At 63.9% G+C, this 19,105-nt stretch carries 18 protein-coding genes; 4 read left to right on the top strand and 14 right to left on the bottom strand.

Annotation, left to right across the window (positions count from 1 at the left end; translation table 11 throughout):
• Window positions 1-147: 147 nt before the first annotated feature.
• Both IVA87_RS12850 and IVA87_RS12855 read left to right on the top strand, forming a co-directional pair.
• Window positions 148-684 (top strand): TetR/AcrR family transcriptional regulator, encoded by a 537-nt coding sequence (locus tag IVA87_RS12850; protein WP_247301627.1) that lies wholly within the window; start codon window positions 148-150, stop codon window positions 682-684.
• Between the two features lie 72 nt (window positions 685-756).
• The gene (locus IVA87_RS12855) at window positions 757-1,614 is read left to right on the top strand and encodes an EamA family transporter (RefSeq protein WP_247333755.1); all 858 of its coding nucleotides are present in this window, start codon (window positions 757-759) and stop codon (window positions 1,612-1,614) included.
• A gap of 132 nt (window positions 1,615-1,746) precedes the next feature.
• Here IVA87_RS12855 and ftsH read toward each other — a convergent pair whose 3' ends face one another.
• The 10 genes from ftsH to tolQ form a co-directional block, all read right to left on the bottom strand.
• Window positions 1,747-3,669, bottom strand: coding sequence for an ATP-dependent zinc metalloprotease FtsH (gene ftsH / locus IVA87_RS12860; RefSeq protein WP_035998585.1), 1,923 nt, complete (start codon window positions 3,667-3,669; stop codon window positions 1,747-1,749).
• A 291-nt stretch (window positions 3,670-3,960) separates the two neighbouring features.
• Window positions 3,961-5,019, bottom strand: a complete 1,059-nt coding sequence (tilS, locus tag IVA87_RS12865) for a tRNA lysidine(34) synthetase TilS (RefSeq protein WP_247301544.1) — start codon at window positions 5,017-5,019, stop codon at window positions 3,961-3,963.
• Between the two features lie 82 nt (window positions 5,020-5,101).
• The gene (gene ybgF, locus IVA87_RS12870; RefSeq protein ID WP_247301543.1) at window positions 5,102-6,163 is read right to left on the bottom strand and encodes a tol-pal system protein YbgF; all 1,062 of its coding nucleotides are present in this window, start codon (window positions 6,161-6,163) and stop codon (window positions 5,102-5,104) included.
• A 188-nt stretch (window positions 6,164-6,351) separates the two neighbouring features.
• Window positions 6,352-6,840 carry a peptidoglycan-associated lipoprotein Pal gene (gene pal, locus IVA87_RS12875; protein ID WP_247333756.1) on the bottom strand — a complete coding sequence of 163 codons (489 nt, stop codon included), beginning with the start codon at window positions 6,838-6,840 and terminating at the stop codon, window positions 6,352-6,354.
• Between the two features lie 268 nt (window positions 6,841-7,108).
• The gene (locus IVA87_RS12880) at window positions 7,109-7,843 is read right to left on the bottom strand and encodes a hypothetical protein (RefSeq protein ID WP_247301624.1); all 735 of its coding nucleotides are present in this window, start codon (window positions 7,841-7,843) and stop codon (window positions 7,109-7,111) included.
• A 155-nt stretch (window positions 7,844-7,998) separates the two neighbouring features.
• Complete coding sequence (locus IVA87_RS12885; protein ID WP_247333757.1) at window positions 7,999-10,329, bottom strand: EAL domain-containing protein; 2,331 nt, start codon at window positions 10,327-10,329, stop codon at window positions 7,999-8,001.
• Between the two features lie 242 nt (window positions 10,330-10,571).
• Window positions 10,572-11,939, bottom strand: a complete 1,368-nt coding sequence (gene tolB, locus IVA87_RS12890; RefSeq protein ID WP_247333758.1) for a Tol-Pal system beta propeller repeat protein TolB — start codon at window positions 11,937-11,939, stop codon at window positions 10,572-10,574.
• Window positions 11,940-11,962: 23 nt separating this feature from the next.
• The gene (locus IVA87_RS12895) at window positions 11,963-12,922 is read right to left on the bottom strand and encodes a protein TolA (RefSeq protein WP_247301538.1); all 960 of its coding nucleotides are present in this window, start codon (window positions 12,920-12,922) and stop codon (window positions 11,963-11,965) included.
• Window positions 12,923-12,925: 3 nt separating this feature from the next.
• Window positions 12,926-13,375, bottom strand: coding sequence for a protein TolR (gene tolR / locus IVA87_RS12900; protein WP_028173005.1), 450 nt, complete (start codon window positions 13,373-13,375; stop codon window positions 12,926-12,928).
• A 43-nt stretch (window positions 13,376-13,418) separates the two neighbouring features.
• Entirely contained in the window at window positions 13,419-14,135 is a 717-nt protein-coding gene (tolQ, locus tag IVA87_RS12905) for a protein TolQ (protein WP_028180156.1), read from the bottom strand.
• A 458-nt stretch (window positions 14,136-14,593) separates the two neighbouring features.
• On the opposite strand from tolQ, the gene IVA87_RS12910 reads away from it, so the two are divergent.
• Complete coding sequence (locus IVA87_RS12910; protein ID WP_247301537.1) at window positions 14,594-15,112, top strand: DUF2231 domain-containing protein; 519 nt, start codon at window positions 14,594-14,596, stop codon at window positions 15,110-15,112.
• A 346-nt stretch (window positions 15,113-15,458) separates the two neighbouring features.
• A complete protein-coding gene (locus IVA87_RS12915) occupies window positions 15,459-16,622 on the top strand; it encodes a fatty acid desaturase (RefSeq protein ID WP_247301536.1) in 1,164 nt (387 codons plus the stop codon).
• 119 nt (window positions 16,623-16,741) lie between these two features.
• Here the strand turns inward: IVA87_RS12915 and IVA87_RS12920 are convergent, their stop codons facing one another.
• The 4 genes from IVA87_RS12920 to IVA87_RS12935 all read right to left on the bottom strand — a co-directional run bounded on the left by IVA87_RS12920 (window position 16,742) and on the right by IVA87_RS12935 (window position 19,044).
• The gene (locus tag IVA87_RS12920) at window positions 16,742-17,233 is read right to left on the bottom strand and encodes a DUF2852 domain-containing protein (RefSeq protein ID WP_247280203.1); all 492 of its coding nucleotides are present in this window, start codon (window positions 17,231-17,233) and stop codon (window positions 16,742-16,744) included.
• Between the two features lie 120 nt (window positions 17,234-17,353).
• Window positions 17,354-18,091, bottom strand: a complete 738-nt coding sequence (locus IVA87_RS12925; RefSeq protein WP_247301534.1) for a TetR/AcrR family transcriptional regulator — start codon at window positions 18,089-18,091, stop codon at window positions 17,354-17,356.
• 125 nt (window positions 18,092-18,216) lie between these two features.
• Window positions 18,217-18,582, bottom strand: coding sequence for a hypothetical protein (locus tag IVA87_RS12930; protein ID WP_247301532.1), 366 nt, complete (start codon window positions 18,580-18,582; stop codon window positions 18,217-18,219).
• 57 nt (window positions 18,583-18,639) lie between these two features.
• Window positions 18,640-19,044, bottom strand: a complete 405-nt coding sequence (locus tag IVA87_RS12935) for a YciI family protein (RefSeq protein ID WP_247301528.1) — start codon at window positions 19,042-19,044, stop codon at window positions 18,640-18,642.
• Window positions 19,045-19,105: the final 61 nt, after the last annotated feature.

Genomic DNA, 19,105 nt, shown 5'->3' on the forward strand with positions numbered 1-19,105 from the left:
CGGATTCCTGAGCTGGAGCCTGCCAGCCGCCACTTGTAATTTGAGGACTGATCGGTCTATATATCACCCATGAGCCGCCAGCCCCTAACGCAATTGCCTCGCGGCCGCCCGCGAAGCTTCGACGTGGACGCCGTCGTCGAACGCGCGATGAACGCGTTCTGGTCGCGCGGCTATCACGCCACCGCGCTGCCGGACCTGCTTCGTGCCACGAAATTGTCGCGTGGTAGCCTTTACGCCGCGTTTGGCGACAAGCACTCGCTGTTCCTTCGCGCGCTCGATCGCTACATTGCCGATGCCGTGGCACGGATGGATGTCGAGCTCAGCCCTCGCAAGGGGCCGATCGACGGCCTGCGAACCCTTCTGGCCGGCTACGTCGAGCGCACCAGCGGTGCCAATGGCCGGCGCGGGTGCCTGCTGGTGGCCACGGCCATGGAGTTAGCCGGGCAGGATTCCGAAGTAAACCGCCGCGTCGCGGGCTTCTTTAGGGCGATGGAGGCCAGGGTGACGAGCGCACTATCCCGCGCAAAGACAGCAGGCCAGCTGGCGGAAGATGTCGATCCCTCGAGTGCCGCCAAGATTCTCGTCTGTTTCGTCGAGGGGCTGCGCGTCGTTGGTAAGACCGCGCCGGCACGGACCACGTCGCAAGCCATCGCTGACGCTCTTCTCGACCGTTTCATCAGATAGACGACCCTTCAGGCACGCACCGCAATTGATGCGCCTATATTTGGACCAATCGGTCTTGAAAGAAAGCACGCCATGTCTGCCATCCAGATCGTCTGCGCGGTAGCGGTCCCCCTGCTCTGGGGCTATCAGTTCGTGGCGATCAAGGTCGGCGTCGCGGAGTTTCCGCCGCTCTTCTTCCTCGCGCTGCGCTTTCTGGCGATCACGCTGGTGCTCGTTCCGTTCGTCAAAAAACCCACGCGCGAGCAGCTCCGTCCTATCGCGGGCATTTCGATTTTCCTTGGCGCTTTGAACTTCGGCCTCTTCTATGTCGGCCTTGGGCTCGGCTCGGGAAGTATGTCGGCCGTTGCCTATCAGCTCGCCACGCCTTTCACGGTGCTGTTGGCGTGGCCGCTGCTCAGCGAGCGGCCGTCTCTCACCACCTCCGCCGGAGTTCTGCTGGCCTTCGTCGGCGTGGTCGTGCTGGCGGCGGAGCCCGGCCTGTCCACCAATTGGCTTTCTCTGCTGCTCGTGGTCGGGGCAGCCTTCGCATTCGCCGTGTCTAACGTCCTGACGAAACGCTACGGCCCTTTTGATCCCCTGATGCTGATGGGATGGTCATCGCTGTTCACCGTGCCGCAAGTGATGTTGATGTCGCTGCTGCTCGAATATGGACAAATGGCGAGCCTCGCCACGGCGGATGGACGTGGTTGGCTGGCCCTCGCCTACACGATCTTCATCGGAGGAATCGTCGGGTTCGGCCTTTGGTTCTGGCTGATCGGACGTTGCTCCATGGGTCGCGTCGCCCCCTTCGGCCTGCTGCTTCCGGTGTTCGCCTTGATGTCGAGCGTGTTGATCCTTGGCGAGCGCATGACGCCAAAATTGATCGTCGGCGGGCTGCTCGCGATTTCCGGCGTGGCGATGACGCTCAGGCGGAGCGCGCGCCGCGTTTGAGCCCGGACGCGTCCTCTATGCCCGCCCCAACTCGCAATGACGGGCAAGAATGTCCGCTCGCGAACGCGCGCTCGACTAACAAAAAACGCGGCGTTGCCGCCGCGTTTTTCGAGTTGATCTGTCGTTCGCAGCTTACGCCTGCGGCTGCGGCTCCAAGCCGGGATCCGGATCGGGGCGCGGGCGCGGCTTGCCGGCCGGAGGCACCGCGGAGGCGCGCGGCGTGGTCGGCTCGAGCACGGATTCGCGGTTCGGCTTCTTGCCCTTGAGCAGGTCGACGATTTCATCGCCGGTCAGCGTCTCGAACTCGAGCAGGCCCTTGGCAAGTGTCTCGAGGTCGGCGCGCTTCTCGGTGAGGATGCGGGTTGCTTCCTTGTAGCCTTCCTCGACCAGGCGCTTGATCTCGGAATCGATCTTCTGGACCGTCGCCTCGGAGGCGTTCTGCGTGCGCGACACCGACATGCCGAGGAACACCTCGTCCTGGTTTTCGCCGTAGGAGACGGTGCCGAGCTCTTCCGACAGGCCCCAGCGCGTCACCATCATGCGGGCAAGGCGCGTCGCCTGCTCGATATCGGAGGCCGCACCGGAGGTCACCTTCTCGCGGCCGAAGATCAGCTCTTCGGCGACGCGGCCACCCATCATGATGGCGAGGCGCGAGGTCATCTGCTCCAGCGACATCGACAGCTTGTCGCGCTCCGGCAGCTGCATGACCATGCCGAGCGCACGGCCACGCGGGATGATGGTCGCCTTGTGGATCGGATCGGTCGCAGGCACGTTGAGGCCGACGATGGCGTGGCCGCCCTCGTGATAGGCCGTGAGCAGCTTCTCTTCCTCGGTCATGACGAGCGACTTGCGCTCAGCGCCCATCATCACCTTGTCCTTCGCCTCCTCGAACTCGGCCTGCGTCACCATCCGCTTGTTGCGGCGGGCGGCGGTCAAGGCGGCTTCGTTGACGAGGTTCATGAGGTCGGCGCCGGAGAAGCCGGGGGTGCCGCGCGCGATGGTCTTGAGGTTGATGTCCGGCGCCAGCGGAACTTTACGAACATGCACCTTGAGGATCTGCTCGCGGCCGACGACGTCAGGATTGGGCACCACGACCTGGCGGTCGAAGCGGCCGGGACGCAGCAGCGCGGGATCGAGCACGTCGGGACGGTTGGTCGCGGCAATGAGGATCACGCCCTCGTTGGCCTCGAACCCGTCCATCTCGACCAGCAACTGGTTCAGCGTCTGCTCGCGCTCGTCATTGCCGCCGCCGAGACCGGCGCCACGGTGACGACCGACGGCGTCGATTTCGTCGATGAAGATGATGCAGGGCGCGTTCTTCTTGGCCTGCTCGAACATGTCGCGTACGCGGGAAGCACCGACGCCGACGAACATCTCGACGAAGTCGGAACCGGAAATGGTGAAGAACGGCACGTTGGCTTCACCTGCGACCGCACGCGCGATCAGGGTCTTGCCGGTGCCGGGCGGGCCGACCAGCAGCACGCCGCGCGGGATACGGCCGCCGAGGCGCTGGAATTTGCCGGGGTCGCGCAGGAACTCGACGATCTCCTGGAGGTCCTGCTTGGCCTCGTCGACGCCGGCGACGTCCTCGAAGGTGACGCGGCCATGCGCTTCGGTCAGCATCTTCGCACGCGACTTGCCAAAACCCATCGCCTTGCCGGCGCCGCCCTGCATCTGCCGCGACAGGAAGATCCAGACGCCGATCAGCGCGATGAACGGCAGCCAGGAGACCAGCAGCGAGACGAACCACGGCACGTTGTCGCCGGGCGGCTTCGCCGTGATCTGCACCTTGCTATCATAGAGGCGCTTCACCAGCGTCGGGTCGTTCGGCGCATAGGTCTGGAAGCTGGAGCCGTTGGTGAAGGTGCCGTGGATGTCGGGACCCTGGATCACGACGTCGCGCACATTGCCGCGGTCAACCTCGCTCAGCAGCTGGGAGAAGGCGATGTCCTGCGAGGAAGCGCGCTGACCCGGATTCTGGAAGAGCGTAAACAACGCCAACAGCAGCAAGACAATGATGACCCAGAGGGCGAAATTGCGCAGATTGGCGTTCATCGATCTTCCTTCGTGGTCGCGCGGATCGCGGCCGTGATCCTTGGGCAGTTACTTTGGTCAATGCGAGGAAATCCCAAGGAATCCTCTCGGTTAGACGCATACAATTTAGGTGCCGCCCCGGTCGCTGCCAAGGGAACGAGATGGGACTATTTATCCCATCTTAGTGCGATTCCGGCTGAAATAATGGCGCCCGAGCCGGGGTTTTTCCCGCCTGGTTAAGGTCGCCTGAGGGCGCAGAGCCGAACCGGCCGGTGTCATGATCCCGACCTCATGCAGCCTTCATACACACTATCAGGCGCCCTTGCGCCGCCGCGGCGGCGCCGGCGCGATGCGGATACGCCCGCCGGCGAGGCTGATCAAGGCTCCCGCGAGCGTTTGCTTCAGAACCGGCCGGCCATTTGCGGCGGCACGGGGAGCTGCGGCGATGGCCCGATCGAGCACGGCCAGCAGGCTTTCGACCTTGCCGAGTTCCGCCGGCCCCTCGTGCCCGAGCGCGTCGATGGCCCGCAGCAGAAGCCGCAGCCGGACCTCGTCCGGAAGGGCGGCAAATGCCAAGGCCTCGAAGCTCCGAACACCCGCCTGCGGCGCAACGTCGCGATCCCGCAAGCGGAGGAAGCGCTCGGCGCCGTCGGCGAGCACCTCGACCGCCGCATTGGCGCGCGCCAGCCTTGACGCGAGCCGCACCAGCGTGCGGGCATCGCCGCCCTCGGCCGCGAGCTGTGGCAGCAGCGCGCGCAGCCGCGGCCGGGTGAAGGCGGTGTCGCGGTTGGAGGGGTCATCGGCAAAGCCGACTTTCGCCCGCTTCAAGGTCGCGATCAGCTGCGCCTTCGGGACGTCGAGCAGCGGACGCGCCAGCACGATGCCATCGCGCTCGCTGACGCCAGCCATCGCCGAGAGCCCGGCAAGTCCGCTGCCGCGGAGCATTCGCATCAACAGGGTCTCGGCCTGATCGTCGCGGGTGTGGGCGGTCAGCACATGACTTGCGCCGACGGCGCGTGCGGCCTGTGCGAGCAGACGGTAGCGGGCCTCGCGCGCCGCGGCAGGCAGTCCCGTCTTCGGCTTTGCACCGCGCCAGCGCAAAGTCCGGTGCGGCAATCCCAGGTCGGCGGCGAGACGCCTGACCTCGCGCGCCTCGCGGGCCGCTTCCGGGCGCAGGCCGTGATCGACGGTGACGACGGTGAGTTGCGGGCCGCGCGCAAGACTGCGCCGCCAGCGGGCCGCGAGCCACATCAGCGCGACCGAGTCGGGCCCGCCCGAGACCGCGAGCACCAGCGCCGGCGCAGTTTTGAGGCCGGCGAACAGCCGCCTCGCCTCGCGTGCCGAGATCGGAGAATTGTCGTCGTCTGACATGACGCGGCCCAGCAATCGTCAGCGGATGATTGCGATGTTTAGCGCAGCACCATCCGCATTGTCAGGACTCAAACGCCAGATGTCAGCACTTCACCCGCTTCTGCTCGCGATCGACCGCGGCTTTGACACCGGCCGAGGCGCGCGGATATTTGCGGCCGACCTCGCCGAAGGCGGCGCAGGCGGCCTCCTTCTCCTTCAGCGCGGCGAGGGACTGGCCGAGCCGCAGCAGGGCATCCGGCGCTTTGGCCGATTTTTCGTATTTGGTGGTGACGGCGAGGAAGGCTTCCGCGGAATCGCGATATTGCTGGCGCTGGAAGTAGCTCTCCCCGAGCCAGTATTGCGCATCGCCGAGCAGCGGGTCGCTCGGATATTTCTGCGCGAAATTCTTCATGGTCTGCTCGGCGAGCGCATAGTCCTTGCGCTGCATGTAGCCGATGCCGAGGTCGAACTCGTCGCGCGGCGTTGCCGAGGGCGGCAGCGTCGTCAGGCCAGCGCCGCCTGATGGCGGGGGATAGCCGGATTGGGCCGGCGGATAGCCGGGCTGGGCGGCCGGGGGAGCGGCCTGATAACGGGGGCTCGTGTTGGCAAGATCGAGCGGTTCGCCGGCACCGCGTCCGCCGGGTGCCCCTGCCGGCATCGGCTGCTGCCCGCCGCCGAGCGCACGTGGCGCACCGGGCGCGGTCGGGTTCTGGTTCGGATCGAAGGCATCGCCGCGGCGGCGCGTGCCCGGTGCGCCAGGCGCCGGCTGCTCCTGAACGATCGGCGCGGGAGCAGCGATCTGCGGCTGCTCGTAATTCGGCTGCACGGCCTGTTGTTGCGGCTGCTGCTGGCGATAGCCCGGCGCGACCTGGCTCGGTGCGATCTGGGCAGGCGGCATCGCCGCGACGCTGGGCGCCTGTCCGGGCGCGGCTTGCGCGCCGCCTTCCAGCGCCCGCAGCCGCTCCTCGAGCTGGCGGTTGCGATATTGCAGCTGCTCGTTCTGGCCGGTGAGCTGGCGCAGCTGGTTCTCCAGCCGCTCGATCCGCATCTCGGGGTCGGCATCATCCGATTGCGCGAAGACCGACTGCGCAAGTGCGGGCGAGCACAAAGAGAGCAGCGCGGCAATCGCCGCGGTGCCGGTAAAGACCTTAAATCTGGATGACATCTTGCCCTGACGACAAAAGCGAAATGGCCTGCAACGGAACATTCGACGCGCCACACATTGAAGTGGAGTACGCCAAAAATGTGACTGGTACCAAGGGGTTTCTGTCACAGAATGCTGAAACGAAACCGGCGCCCGAGAGGGCGCCGGCATAATCGAGTTCTGAAGCTGAACGGCACCTGACTGAAGCGTCAGGAGCTCGCGTTCAAGACGGTGACGGCGCGCCGGTTCTGCGACCAGCAGGAGATGTCGTTACAGACGGCCACCGGCCGCTCCTTGCCGTAGGAGATCGTGCGCATGCGGTTCGGATCGATGCCGCGTGAGGCGAGGAACGAACGCACCGACTGGGCTCTCCGGGCGCCGAGCGCGATGTTGTATTCGCGGGTGCCGCGCTCGTCGGCATGGCCTTCGATGGTGAAGCTGTAGCGCGGATAGGTCTGCAGCCACTGCGCCTGCTTCTCCAGGGTCACGATCGCCTGCGGGCTCAGATCGGTCTGGTCGCTTTCGAAGAACACGCGGTCGCCCACGTTGACGACGAAGTCCTGCTGACTGCCCGGCGTCGCCGCGTTGGCCATCGCATCCGTCGCAGCATTCTTGTTGGCGCAGGCGCCCATCGACAGCGCGACGGCAAGCACCGCGACCAGCTTCAATCCCTGGAGGATACGCATAGGATGTTTCATTCCGGAGCCTCCACGCTCGCGTTAGTCCACTGCCGTCCGGTCTACAGGGGGTTGGTTAAGCGAACGTTCCGTCAACCTTGACGGAACCTTGCCTCAGCCGATCAAATGCCCCCAACCAGCGAAAAGCACCCATTATGGTTAATGGGTTGTAAATGTGGCGCAAGGGTGAAGGCAAGCGGTGCTCATGGCCAGAACGCGCGCTTGCACCAGGATAGAACCCGGCTGCCAGCGGCTGAAACCACATGAAACCACAAACGAGCTGGAGGGATCAGGCTTGGGCGGCCACAGCGCCGGCAACAAGAACCGGCCTGGATGCGGCGATCCGGTGGGTGCCCCGTTCAAATAGCATCCGCCGCTCAAACGCGCTCGAGCGCATGATCGGGAAACGCGTCAGGATCTTTTCCCGGACCTCGGGATAATTCGAGGCCATCAGGACGGCTTTCTTCGTCGGCCAGCCCGGAAATGAACGCGGCTCAGTGAGAGTCTCGGACAGGAACACGCGGCGGTAGAACGCCTGATGATCGGTCCGCACCATCGAAAGTCCGACATCGGCATTGAAATGCTCGCAAGCTACGAAAGGCAGCCGCACCGTCAGATAGGGCAGTTCAGGGAACCTCTGCTGCATTTCGGGATCGGCAACAAATCGACACGGATCGACAAAAACCTCGCCCCGGTCCAGGCGAGGATGCAGGACGTCGCCGAACACCTCCGTGGTGTAGGACATCCGCCAGTCGGAGGTCAGAACGTGGATGCGCACGGCAGCGCAAAGTTCGTCTGCGACGTAGACGCCGAAATTCCAAACGTTGGGCGCGCTATCGAAGCGATCAGTTACCCGCTGGGACTCGGACGGTGGGATCAGTCCTGCTTGCAGATAGGCGCGGTAGCGCATCCGATACAGCGCTTCATTGTCCTCCGGCGTTTCGAGGAGGCGATAGTCGATGCGATCGAACAGCGCGGCTCCGCGCGGAAGGAGCGCCGTCTGCGGTTCGGCCCCTGACTTCATCTGCAATCTCTACGCTCCGACAACCTCTGCGAGTAGGTAGAGATTAATGGTTCCTTAACGGAATTGCAAAGACTTGAATCGGATACGGTTAACCCCGTACGACTACGGTGATGCCTGAGCGAGCTGAAACGAAGGGAAATCTTGAGAACTGGAAATCAGGCGATCGATCGCGATACGGCGACCACCTGATCCTTGCCGCCGCGAATGCCGTGCGAGGCATTGAGCAATTGGCGCACCCGCACCGCCGGTACCGGCCGGCTGAACAGATAACCCTGTCCCTCGGTCACCGTACCGTCGGCACTAATCAGCTCGAGCTGCTCGTTGGTCTCGATTCCCTCGACCACGACGGACATGCCGAGGTCCGCCGACAGTCTCGCCACGCCGCGCAAAAGCGTCAGCGGCCGGTCGGTGTCGATGCCCTCCAGGAAGGAGCGGTCGATCTTCACCTTCTGCATCGGGAAATTGTGCAGATAGCTGAGGCTGGAGTAGCCGGTGCCGAAATCGTCGAGCGAGATGCGCACGCCGAGCGCATGCAGTTGCGACAGGATGTCGTGCGTGAGCTGGGTGTTGCGCAGCAGCGAGGACTCGGTGATCTCGATCTCCAGCCGATGCGCCGGCAGGCCCGACACTTCGAGCGCGTAGCGGATTTCGCTCAGCACGTCCCGCTGGTGGAATTGCTGCGGCGAGAAGTTGACGGCGACGCTGACGCCCTCCGGCCACTTCGCGCATTCCATGCAGGCGCGGCGCAGGATCCAGCGGCCGAGATCGACGATCAGGCCCATGTCTTCGGCAACCGGGATGATGTCGACCGGCGAGACCGTGCCGCGCACCGGATGATTCCAGCGCAGCAGCGCCTCGCAGGTGGTGATCTTGCCGGATTTCAGATTGACCAGCGGCTGATAGAACAGCTCGAACTCCTCGTGAGCGAGCGCCTTGCGCAGGTCGAGCTCGAGAATGCGGCGGGCTTCGACCGTCGCCGCCATCTCGTCGCGGAAGAAGCAGAAGGTGCCGCGGCCGTCGGCCTTGGCGCGGTACAGCGCCATGTCGGCGTTCTTGAGCAGCGTATCGGCGCTGGTGCCATCCGGCGAGGTCAGTGCGATGCCGACGCTGGCGCCGATCTCGACCAGATGGTTGTCGATGCGATAGCGCTCGCTCAGCCGCTCGACGATGCGGCGGGCCAGCGCAGCTGCGTCCTCGGGCGAAGAGAGGTTCTGCTGAAACACGACGAACTCGTCGCCGCCGAAACGGGCGACGAAATCCTCGGGGCGCAGCATCTCGCGCAGACGGTTGGCCACCGCGCACAGGAGCTGGTCACCGCAGGGATGGCCCAGCGTGTCATTGACTTGCTTGAACTGGTCAAGATCAACGAAGAGCAGAGCGGATAGACGCGCTGAATCCCGCGCGACGGCGAGCAACCGCTCGATCTCGTCGCGAAAATTGACACGGTTCGGCAGCGCCGTGAGATCATCGTAGCGGGCCAGATGGCTGATCCTGGCCTCGGCGTTGCGCCGCTCGGTGATGTCCTCGAGCAGTACCACCGCGCCGCCATCAGCCATCGGTTGGACGGTCCATGACAGCGAACGGTTCCTTCGCGGATCGGGGTCGGTGGTGATGATTTCCTTCGCCTGCGCGGTTTCGATGTCGGCAATGATCAGGTCGCCGCTCGCGGCCGATATCGATCCCGCTTCGACGCATGCTGCGATGACGCCGCGCACGCTCGTGCCGTTCTGGGCGAGATTGTCGGGCAGGTCCATCATCGCGCCAAAGCGGTGGTTCATCACCGCGAGTTGGCCGTCGATGCGAAACATGCAGAGCCCGTGCGGCATGTTGTTGAGGGCCGTGTCGAACTGGCCGGCGAGCGCAGCCTCGCGCTCGCGTGCGATAACCGCGCGCAGGAATATCTTGTGCAGATTGCCGGAGAGCCGCATGACCGAGAGGAGGAACGCGGCGCACACGACGGACATTGCCACGTAATAGGGCGTGCCGCGCAGCGCCAGCGCGACCACAGCCGGGCCGAATATCAACGTGGCTTGCAGACGAAATATCGACTGCCGTCCGTAAGCTCTCCCCGCTCCTCCCGCCACGATTCCGGTGGTGACCGAGAGGGCAATCATGTGAGCGATGGCGTCGTCATTGCTCAGCAGCGTCGTGGAGCACCATAGACCAATCACGACGGCCTGGATGAGCGCGCCGACTTGGTAGCGCATTTGCAGACTGGCTGCTTGTTCCGCGCTCAGGACCGATTTTCGAGCCTGGTACCGGCTCAAATCGAAGGCCCGTATAGCTCCTGCGAGAACGAGAAGAGGAACAAACCCCCAAATCAGCGTCTGTCCCGTCTTCAGCGCTGTCAAGGATGCCGCGAACGCCGAGAAGATGATGCCGGTAAGCACCGTGCCAGGAGCCTCGAACAGCGAATCGGTCAGTGCCGCCGAAATCGTCGGCGAGGCCTGCTCCTCAGGTTCTCCGCTCTGGCTTGCGAACTGCATTGGTGTTTGTACGCGCGTCCTGTTTGGCGCGTAGTTTTACTCAACCCAGATGAAGCCTTTCTGAGGGAACATCGTTAAAGTCGACTTGTTTTGCGGCAATGGCGAACCTATTTCTACTGATATTTCAAGCGACTAGGCAAGCCTTGCCGAGCGCAAGGTGAAGGAAAGCTTGCTTTCCTCAGCGAAGCCGAAAAAATCTGCGCGCCTTTTCGACAACGTTGCGCGTCTAACCGCGTAATTCTTTATTGGCCCGCCGTCGAAGACAATAGCGGCGACCACGCCGGGTCTGAGGCGAAGCCTGGCGTCGGCACCTTCAGCTCGTTGCGCCCCGAAATGTCGACGCTGTACAGCGACGGTCCGCTGTTGCCGCCCGGGTCGCGAAAGAACATCAGCACGCGGCCGTTCGGCGAGAAGGTCGGGCCTTCGTTGTGGAAGCCGGAGGTGAGCAGCCGCTCGCCGGAGCCGTCCGGCTTCATGACGCCAATCGCGAACTGCCCGCCGCCTTGCCTCGTGAAGGCGATGTAATCGCCCTTCGGCGACCACACGGGTGTCGAATAGCTGGCGTTGGTGTCGTCCTTGGAGAAGGAGATACGCTGCGCCTGCCCCCCGCCCGCCGCCATCACATAGATCTGCGACCTGCCGCCGCGATCGGACTCGAAGCAGATGCGGGTGCCATCTGGAGAATAAGAAGGAGAAGTGTCGATCGCCGGCGTGTCGGTGAGGCGCGTGGTCGAGCGCGAGCGCAGATCCATCACGAACAGGTTGGAATTGCCGCCCTGCTGCAGGCTCATGATGACGCGCTGGCCGTCTGGCGAGAAGCGCGGCGCAAAGGTCATGCCGGGGAAATTGCCGACGATCTCGCGCTGGCCGGTCTCGATGTTGAAGAGATACACCTTCGGATCGCCCTGGCCGAACTCCATATAGGTGATCTCTTGCGAGTTGGGCGAGAAGCGCGGCGTCAGCACGAGGTCGGAGCCGCGCGTCAGGTAGCGAACATTGGCGCCGTCCTGATCCATCATCGCAAGTCGCTTGACGCGGCGCTCCTTCGGCCCGGTTTCGTCCACGAACACCACGCGGCTGTCGAAATAGCCCTTCTCGCCGGTCATCCGCTCGTAGATCTGATCGGAGATGATGTGGGCGATGCGGCGCCAATACTCCGGCGAGGTGAAATATTGCTGGCCGGCGAGCTGCTGGCCGGAGATCACGTCCCACAGGCGGAATTCGGCCTTGAGGCGGCCGTCCGGCTGCCGCGTCATGCGGCCGGTGACGAGGGCCTGCGCGTTGATGGTTTTCCAGTTCTGGAATTGCGGCGCGACGTCGATGTTGCTGATGCGCTCGATGAAGGCGGCCTGATCGATCGGCGCGAACAGGCCCGAGCGCTTCAAATTGTTGGTGATCACCTGCGTGACGCCGTTGCCGCCGTCGCCGTCGGCGGGCGAGCCCGGCACGAAGTTGGTGATCGCGATCGGGATCGGCTGGAATGCCGTGGGATCGATGCGAAGGCGGGGCTCCTGGCCCTGCGCGAAGGCCGGGCCGCCCCCGAGCATCGCGAGCGTCGATCCCGTCAGGGTCATGAAGCGGCGGCGGTTGATCGATCGGACGTCATTCATTGCAAAAATCTTTTGTTTGGATGTCACAACATATCTTTCAGGCCGAAAGTCATGGGAATGAGCTTCCAGCTCTCGTACTGCTGCTTCGGCATGAAGGAGTAGACCTGACACTGCACGATGGCGCGCTTGGCGCTCTCCGCCACCGCCTGGGCGATCGACCGCGACGGTCCCCTCACCGCGACGACGATGGGCTCTGATGCCAGCGATCCGTCGATCTTCATGGGAATGTCGATGTCGGCTTCATACTGATCGGCGTCCTGCCCGTTATAGGTGGGCGTGAAGCAGCGCTTGACCGCGCCCTGGAATGCACCACGCCAGGTCGCGACGTTGTTGGCGGCGGTCCCGGTCGCCGATCCCAGCGAGGCCGATGCGTTCAGCGCCGCGCCGGCGAGTTCGTGCCGGGTCGCCGCGCGCTTGTCGAGGTCGCGCTGGATCTGCGCGGGATCGAAGGTGCGCTCCTTGGGCTTGGGCTGCTGCTGCGGCTGCACCGCCGCGACCTTTTGCTCAACCGGCTTTGGCGGCGGCTTCTTGGTCTCCAACTTCTTCTGGAGCTCGGCGATCGGATCTTCCTTGGCCGGATCAGGCTTCTTTTCCTGCGGCTTCGGCTCTTCCTTCGGCTTCGCCTCGGCGACCGGCTTCGGCGGCTCGGGCTTCTTTTCGACCGGCTTCTCGACGGGTTTTGGCGGCGGCTCGGGCGTCGAGTTGGTCTTGATCAGCTCTTTCTTCTCGGTGATCTTGCCGACAGCGTCTTCCTCGGGCTTGGGCTCTGCGATCTTCTCCACCTTCGGCTTCGGCTTGTCCTTGTCGCCGGTCTTCTGCCCCGCCATCATCTTCGCGAGCTGATCCGAGGAGATGATGTCGATCGGAAGCGACTCTTCCGGCGCCACATAGGCCTTGCTGCTAAAGGTGACGAGCCCCCATCCCAGCACGAGGACGTGGAGAGCAATCGACGCAACGAGTGTCTTGTCGACCTTCACCTTCACGGCCTACCCCTGATCCGCTTCCGTGACGAGCGCCAGCTTCTTGAAGCCCGCGCCGGACAACAGGCCCATCACCCTGGCAACCGTTCCGTAATCGGCCTTCTTGTCGGCGCGCAGATAGATGCGTTCCTCGAGCCCGCCGCGGGCGTCCGTGATCGCCTTGAGCTTCGGCACCAGCTCGTTGATCGCGATCTCCGCGTCGTTGATGAACACCTTGCCCTTGATGTCGACCGACATCTGGATCGGCTTCTGGTCGTTCTGCTCGAGGCTTTTCGCCTGGGTCTGCGGCAGATCGAGCGGCACGCCGACGGTGAGCAGTGGTGCCGACACCATGAAGATGATGAGCAGCACCAGCATGACGTCGACCATGGGAGTGACGTTGATCTCGGCCATGACCGGCTTGCGCCGGCTGCGGCGCCCGCCGCCTCCGGACGAACTCGCGACGTTCATGCCCATGATCTGGTGCCCAATTTGCCCTTCACACTATACATGCCGTCGGTCAGCCCCGCTCGTCGATCTGACGCGACAGGATGGCGGAAAATTCATCCGCGAAGCCCTCGAGCCGCTGGGCCTGCCGGTTCACCTCGGAGGTGAACTTATTGTAGAAAATAGTGGCAGGAATGGCGGCGATAAGGCCGACGGCGGTCGCAAACAGCGCCTCCGCGATACCGGGGGCCACCACCGCCAGAGAGGTATTTTTCGACGCCGCGATCGACTGGAAGCTCGACATGATGCCCCAGACGGTGCCGAACAGGCCGACGAAGGGGCCGGCGGAGCCGACGGTCGCGAGCACCAGGAGTCGGCGTTCCAGCCGCTCCACCTCGCGCGCGATCGACACGTTCATCACCTTGTCGATGCGCATCTGGAGGCCCGCGACCGAGCGGGCATGGCTCTCGAAGGAACGCTTCCATTCGCGCATCGCCGCGACGAAACAGGCCGCCATGGAATGGGTCGGCTTGGCCGAGAGCGTGCGATAGAGTTCCTCGATCGATTCGCCGGACCAGAAGGCCTGCTCAAATCGGTCCATCGAGCGCCGCGTGCGCGCGTAAAGAAAGATCTTGTCGATGGCGATTGCCCAGACCCAGACCGAACAGGACAGAAGTCCCAGCATCACCGCTTTCACGATCCAGTGAGCCTGCCAGAACAGCGCAATCAGCGACACGTCGGCGGAGGCAGCAACCGGAAGGGCTGACTGAGCCACGTCGGCCGGATTCATAAGCAGTATCCTCTCAAGGCGGTCGTTACCCAACATCCTTCGGCCAGCAAATGGCTGCCGGTGTTCCCCAACAGCCGCGCTAGAACCGGCGCGGCTGGCAAGCCCGCTCAAAAGCCTTGTCTTTTTGGGGTGCAGGGCTCGTCCAAAGGCTCATCCAAAGCCGGTCGCCTGCATTCCCCGCCAAGATGTCAAAACTATGGGCCTCGACACGGCTTCGGGCGCGACTGTCCGCAATTACCAGAGCCCGGCGTTGGTTAATGGCGGGTTACCGGCAGCGAATTTGGCTCCGGGAAAGGCAGGCAGCGCAGGGGGATGGGAGGCAGGCGGGTCCGCTGCGTCGGGCACGGGAGTTCCGCTTCATACCTGCAGACAGCATGCAGAGCGCCGTCCAGCGCCTGCAGGAACCAGCCCTCGCCCGGAAAAGTTGTCCTGGAAATTCATTTTTGGCGAGGTATTCCATGAGCATCAACCCCAAAACGACCGCCGCGGTCGGCGACCACCCTCTGCACCCGATGCTGATTCCATTCCCCGTCGCGTTCCTGGTCGGCGCGCCCGTCGCCGATCTGGCGTTCATCGGAACCGGCGATGCTTTCTGGGCGCGCGCCGCGATCTGGCTGATCGGCGCCGGCATTGTCATGGCGCTCGTTGCTGCTGCGGCCGGCTTTACGGACTTCTTCAGCGAGCCCCGGATCCGCCGCCTGAATGATGCCTGGTACCATATGGTCGGCAATCTCGCAGCGGTCGTGCTGGCGCTGGTGAACTTCTATCTCCGCTACGCGCAAGGCACTGAAGCTGCGGTCAAGCCGTGGGGCGTGGTGCTGTCGCTCATCGTCGTCGGCATCCTCCTGTTCACGGGATGGAAGGGCTGGGAGATGGTGTATCGGCATCACGTCGCGGTGCTGGACGCGCCAGGCCAGACCAGTTCGGAGCCGGTCACGCCGGATCGTGGCGGCGAGAACCACCGGCGGGCCGCCTGACGCCGTGCCGATGCTGATGTTCTGAAAGGCTTGTGACCTCCGCCGATCACCACCTCGGCGCCGATAATCATGCCGGTGGCATGGTCGAAATCCTCGGTGATCGGCCGCTGCGCTCGACCTGGCGTGCGCTCGGTGCCGTTTCCGTGAGACTACGTGCTTGCATAGCAGGCATTCAGGACCATATGGTTCGTCGAGCTTCGGCCGACCGGTTTGGCCGAATGTACCGGCAAAGCATCTCGTTCGCGACCCCGCGGTGGCACGCCATCAGCGGGGTTTTTCACGGGCGGCCGACTTTGGCCGCGCCGGAGCGAAACGCATCCTCTTCGTTCAAGGTCACTCTGAAAACATGTCGCCCAACACCGCCGCCGACGACCAGCATGACGACATCATGTATCCCTCCGCCCTGCCGTTTCTGCTGGTCCATCTCGGCTGCGTTGCAGCGATCTGGTCAGGCATCGATTGGCAGGCCGTCGTGATCTGCGTCTCACTCTATTGCGTGCGGATGTTTGCGATCGGAGCCGGCTACCACCGCTACTTCTCACATCGGGCATTTGCGACCGGCCGAGTGTTTCAGTTCATCCTGGCCTGCCTCGCGCAGAGCAGCGCGCAGAAGAGCGTGTTGTGGTGGGCGGCCAAGCATCGGCACCATCACCTGCATTCCGATACCGAAACCGACGTGCATTCGCCGCGTCACCGCGGCTTCCTCTACAGCCATCTCGGCTGGATTTTTTCGCGGCAGCACGACTCGACCGACCTCGTGAAGATCGCCGATTTCGCCGCTTATCCGGAGCTGATGTGGCTGCATCGGCTCGAGCTGTTGCCGGCCTTTGTGCTTGCAGCGCTCTGCTTCCTGGTGGCGGGCTGGTCAGGTCTGGTCGTCGGCTTCCTCTGGAGCACGGTGCTGGTCTATCACGCGACCTTCTGCATCAATTCCCTCGCCCATGTGCATGGACGCAAGCGGTACGTGACGGGTGATGATTCCCGCAACAACTGGCTGCTGGCGTTGTTCACCCTGGGTGAGGGCTGGCACAACAATCACCACGCCTACCAGAGCAGCGTGCGACAGGGCTTTCGCTGGTGGGAGATCGACGTGACCTATTACATCCTGAAGGTCTTGTCGTGGATCGGCGTCGTCTGGAACATGAAGGCGCCGCCCGAACAGGTGCTGCGCAACGAGCAGCCGCTCGGCGCGCGGGTCATCAATCGGGCGGCCCGCGAACTTGCCGGACGGTTCGATGCGCAGACCTTGGCCCATGCGATTTCGTCGGCGCGGCGCCGGGCAGACCTCGCCCAGCTGCAACTGCCGACGCTGCACGACATCCTCAACCGCGCGCACGAAGGCGTCGATGCGCTGACGCATCTGCATCTGCCGAAGATCCCGAGCCGGGACGAGTTTCTCGCCGAGGCCAAGGCGATGTTCGCGCGAACACGATCGCTCAACGAAATCGTGGACCACGCCTACGAACACTTCCTGGCGTCGGTCCGCGCGCAGCTCGCGATCACGACCTGAACGTCGCGGCTGACCGCCGCCTTCCCCGAAAACCAAACCGCCCGCCTGCGGGTTGCGCAGGCGGGCGGCTCGGGGCCATCAGGACTTTGGGGGCATGCGCCTGAAGGCTTTGAGAGGTGTCAACCCTGCTGCTGGTCGGTCGGCGGCGGGGTCGGACGGGTCTTGTGCTGCGCCATGAACTGGTCGAACTCCTCCTTGTCCTTGGCGTGACGCAGCCGGGTCAGGAAATCCTTGAACTCGCGCTGCTCTTCCTCGAGCCGCTGCAGCGTCTCGGCGCGATATTCATCGAAGGCGCGGTTGCCGGATGACGGCGGGCCGAAGCCAAAGCCGAAGCCACGGCGCTCCATGCGATCGCGCATGCGGTCCATCCTGTACTGCATCTTCTCCATCTTGTTCTGCCAGCGATCCTGGTGGCTCCAGCACGACATTCTTCTGCTCCCGAGTGTGAAAAAGAGAAGGGCAAGTCCGATCGGCCACCAGATGATGAAGCCGAGAATGGTCACGGCGATCCAGCCGGGATGCCAGGGCGTCTCCAGCATGTGAGGACGCTGGTACTGTTGGTATTGGTCCGAGGGGCCGCGCCATCGATTGACATCAGCGGTGTAGGCCATTTCCATCTCCATGACGGCATCAGCGCCGTTGTGAATGTAAATAACATTTACATAGCTAGACCATCCCGCGATTTTGTCAAGCCAGCCGCCAGACAGGGTCGCCGAATTATTTGCGCAATTTTATTTCGGCTTGCCCCAGGGGCCGCCGGGCGGCACGCCTGAACCGGAGGACGCCTCCGGTGGCACTGGCGGCGGCTCGGCGCTCTTCTGCGGGCGGCGATCCGTCGGGAAGCCGAGACCACGCAAATAGATCAGCACCTCGGCTTCGAGCAGTTCATCCGGCGACATCGGCAGTTTTCGTCGCGCGGCATCGCCGCGGGAAAACAAGGAGGCCACGCCATGCGCCATGGACCAGATGTGCAGCGCCATCATCATCGCCGGCGGCCGCGGCGTGCCGGGAGGCGCCAATGCGGCGAGCCGCTCCGCGGCGGCGCGAATGATGTTGAAGGCGCGCTCGCTGGCGGCCTGAAGCGCCGGATTGGCATCGACCGGCAGGCCGGATTCGAACATCGCGTTATAGAAAGCGGGCTCCTCGCGGGCGAAGGCGAGATAGGCCTTGCCGACGCGCTCGAACGCGGTGACCGTGTCGGGACGCCCATCGTCCCAGGCCGAAGTCAGGCGCGCCTCGAACTGCTCGAAGCCGCGCTGGGCAATCGAGGACAACAGCTCGTCGCGGTCACGAAAATGCCGATAAGGCGCCGCCGCGCTGACCCCGGCCATGCGCGCAGCATCGGCAAAGGTGAAGCCGGCCGCGCCCTTCTCGGCAATCAGCCCGAGAGCGGCCTGCAACAGGGCCTCCTTCAGATTGCCGTGGTGATAGCCGCGCTCGGCGCGGCGTTGCTCCTTGCGCCAGCTCATGTGAACGACTTTTACATGAGGCGGACGTGAAGGTCACTAGCGGCGATGAGGCGTCATTAACCCGTATTTTCACGTCAGGCCGGGCCGATGCGTCAGTATCGGCCCGGAAAGGAGTTCGACCGAAGCTACATCTGCGGAATGGGCAGCACGGGCATGACTTCGATCGCCTCGCCCGGGAAGATCGCAAAATGCGGATGGTTCTCGAACAGCCTGGCTGCTTCCTCTTGCGAGGCAGCCCGCACGACCGTGAAGCCGGTCAGGGCATTGCTGACCTCGGTGATGCCGCTTGCGTCGATCCTGCGGGTCTTCCCGAGCGGGCCGCCCATCTCGACGATGACGGCTTGGTGCTTCTCGACCCAGCCGTGCCAGGCGGCCATGCCCTCCTGCTCCCTTGCTTTCCGTTCGGCCTCGGGCAGCGCGCGCCAGGCCGCCATTTTCGCACCCGTCATGCTGCCGAGATAGACGGCGAGAAATTTCTGTTCGGTGCTCATCGGTTCTCTCCTTGTTGATCGATTGACGCTAGCCGCGATTCATCGCGACCGCTGTGGCTACTTCTTCAGCTCGTCGAATCCGGCGGCGGCGTGCTGCACGTCGGGCGGAAAGTCGCTCATCTCCTGCACCTGCCGGATCTCAATGATTTCGTTCGGCGAGGCCGGACACTTCTTGGCCCATGCGATCGCGTCCTCGCGCGAGGCGACCTCGATCATCCAGTAACCACCCAGGACCTCCTTGGCCTCAGTGAAAGGCCCGTCGGTCACGACAGGCACGCCGGTCGCAAACGAGACCCGTGCGCCCATCGAGGGCGGATGCAGGCCGTCGAGCGTGATCAGCACGCCGGCATCCTTCAGCGCCTCGTTGTAGCGCATCATCGCGGCAACGCGTTCTGGATCGAGCTGCACGTCCGGCGGTGCGCTCTCGTAACCGAGTGGGATCATGAGCATCATAAATCGCATGGGAGTTCCTCGTTATTCGCTGTCACTTCCGGGGCGCGACGAAGTCACGAGCCCCGGAGTC

Source organism: Bradyrhizobium sp. 147 (assembly GCF_023073935.1).
GTDB lineage: Bacteria > Pseudomonadota > Alphaproteobacteria > Rhizobiales > Xanthobacteraceae > Bradyrhizobium.

Bases quoted from the DNA above. Each gene is read 5' to 3' on its own strand.
- IVA87_RS12920 (WP_247280203.1), bottom strand. From the start codon at position 17,233: ATGGCCTACACCGCTGATGTCAATCGATGGCGCGGCCCCTCGGACCAA.
- IVA87_RS12855 (WP_247333755.1), top strand. From the start codon at position 757: ATGTCTGCCATCCAGATCGTCTGCGCGGTAGCGGTCCCCCTGCTCTGG.
- IVA87_RS12925 (WP_247301534.1), bottom strand. From the start codon at position 18,091: ATGAGCTGGCGCAAGGAGCAACGCCGCGCCGAGCGCGGCTATCACCAC.
- IVA87_RS12880 (WP_247301624.1), bottom strand. From the start codon at position 7,843: ATGAAGTCAGGGGCCGAACCGCAGACGGCGCTCCTTCCGCGCGGAGCC.
- tilS (WP_247301544.1), bottom strand. From the start codon at position 5,019: ATGTCAGACGACGACAATTCTCCGATCTCGGCACGCGAGGCGAGGCGG.
- IVA87_RS12910 (WP_247301537.1), top strand. From the start codon at position 14,594: ATGAGCATCAACCCCAAAACGACCGCCGCGGTCGGCGACCACCCTCTG.
- pal (WP_247333756.1), bottom strand. From the start codon at position 6,840: ATGAAACATCCTATGCGTATCCTCCAGGGATTGAAGCTGGTCGCGGTG.
- IVA87_RS12930 (WP_247301532.1), bottom strand. From the start codon at position 18,582: ATGAGCACCGAACAGAAATTTCTCGCCGTCTATCTCGGCAGCATGACG.
- tolB (WP_247333758.1), bottom strand. From the start codon at position 11,939: ATGAATGACGTCCGATCGATCAACCGCCGCCGCTTCATGACCCTGACG.
- tolR (WP_028173005.1), bottom strand. From the start codon at position 13,375: ATGGGCATGAACGTCGCGAGTTCGTCCGGAGGCGGCGGGCGCCGCAGC.
- ftsH (WP_035998585.1), bottom strand. From the start codon at position 3,669: ATGAACGCCAATCTGCGCAATTTCGCCCTCTGGGTCATCATTGTCTTG.
- ybgF (WP_247301543.1), bottom strand. From the start codon at position 6,163: ATGTCATCCAGATTTAAGGTCTTTACCGGCACCGCGGCGATTGCCGCG.
- IVA87_RS12915 (WP_247301536.1), top strand. From the start codon at position 15,459: ATGTCGCCCAACACCGCCGCCGACGACCAGCATGACGACATCATGTAT.
- tolQ (WP_028180156.1), bottom strand. From the start codon at position 14,135: ATGAATCCGGCCGACGTGGCTCAGTCAGCCCTTCCGGTTGCTGCCTCC.
- IVA87_RS12935 (WP_247301528.1), bottom strand. From the start codon at position 19,044: ATGCGATTTATGATGCTCATGATCCCACTCGGTTACGAGAGCGCACCG.
- IVA87_RS12850 (WP_247301627.1), top strand. From the start codon at position 148: ATGAACGCGTTCTGGTCGCGCGGCTATCACGCCACCGCGCTGCCGGAC.
- IVA87_RS12885 (WP_247333757.1), bottom strand. From the start codon at position 10,329: ATGCAGTTCGCAAGCCAGAGCGGAGAACCTGAGGAGCAGGCCTCGCCG.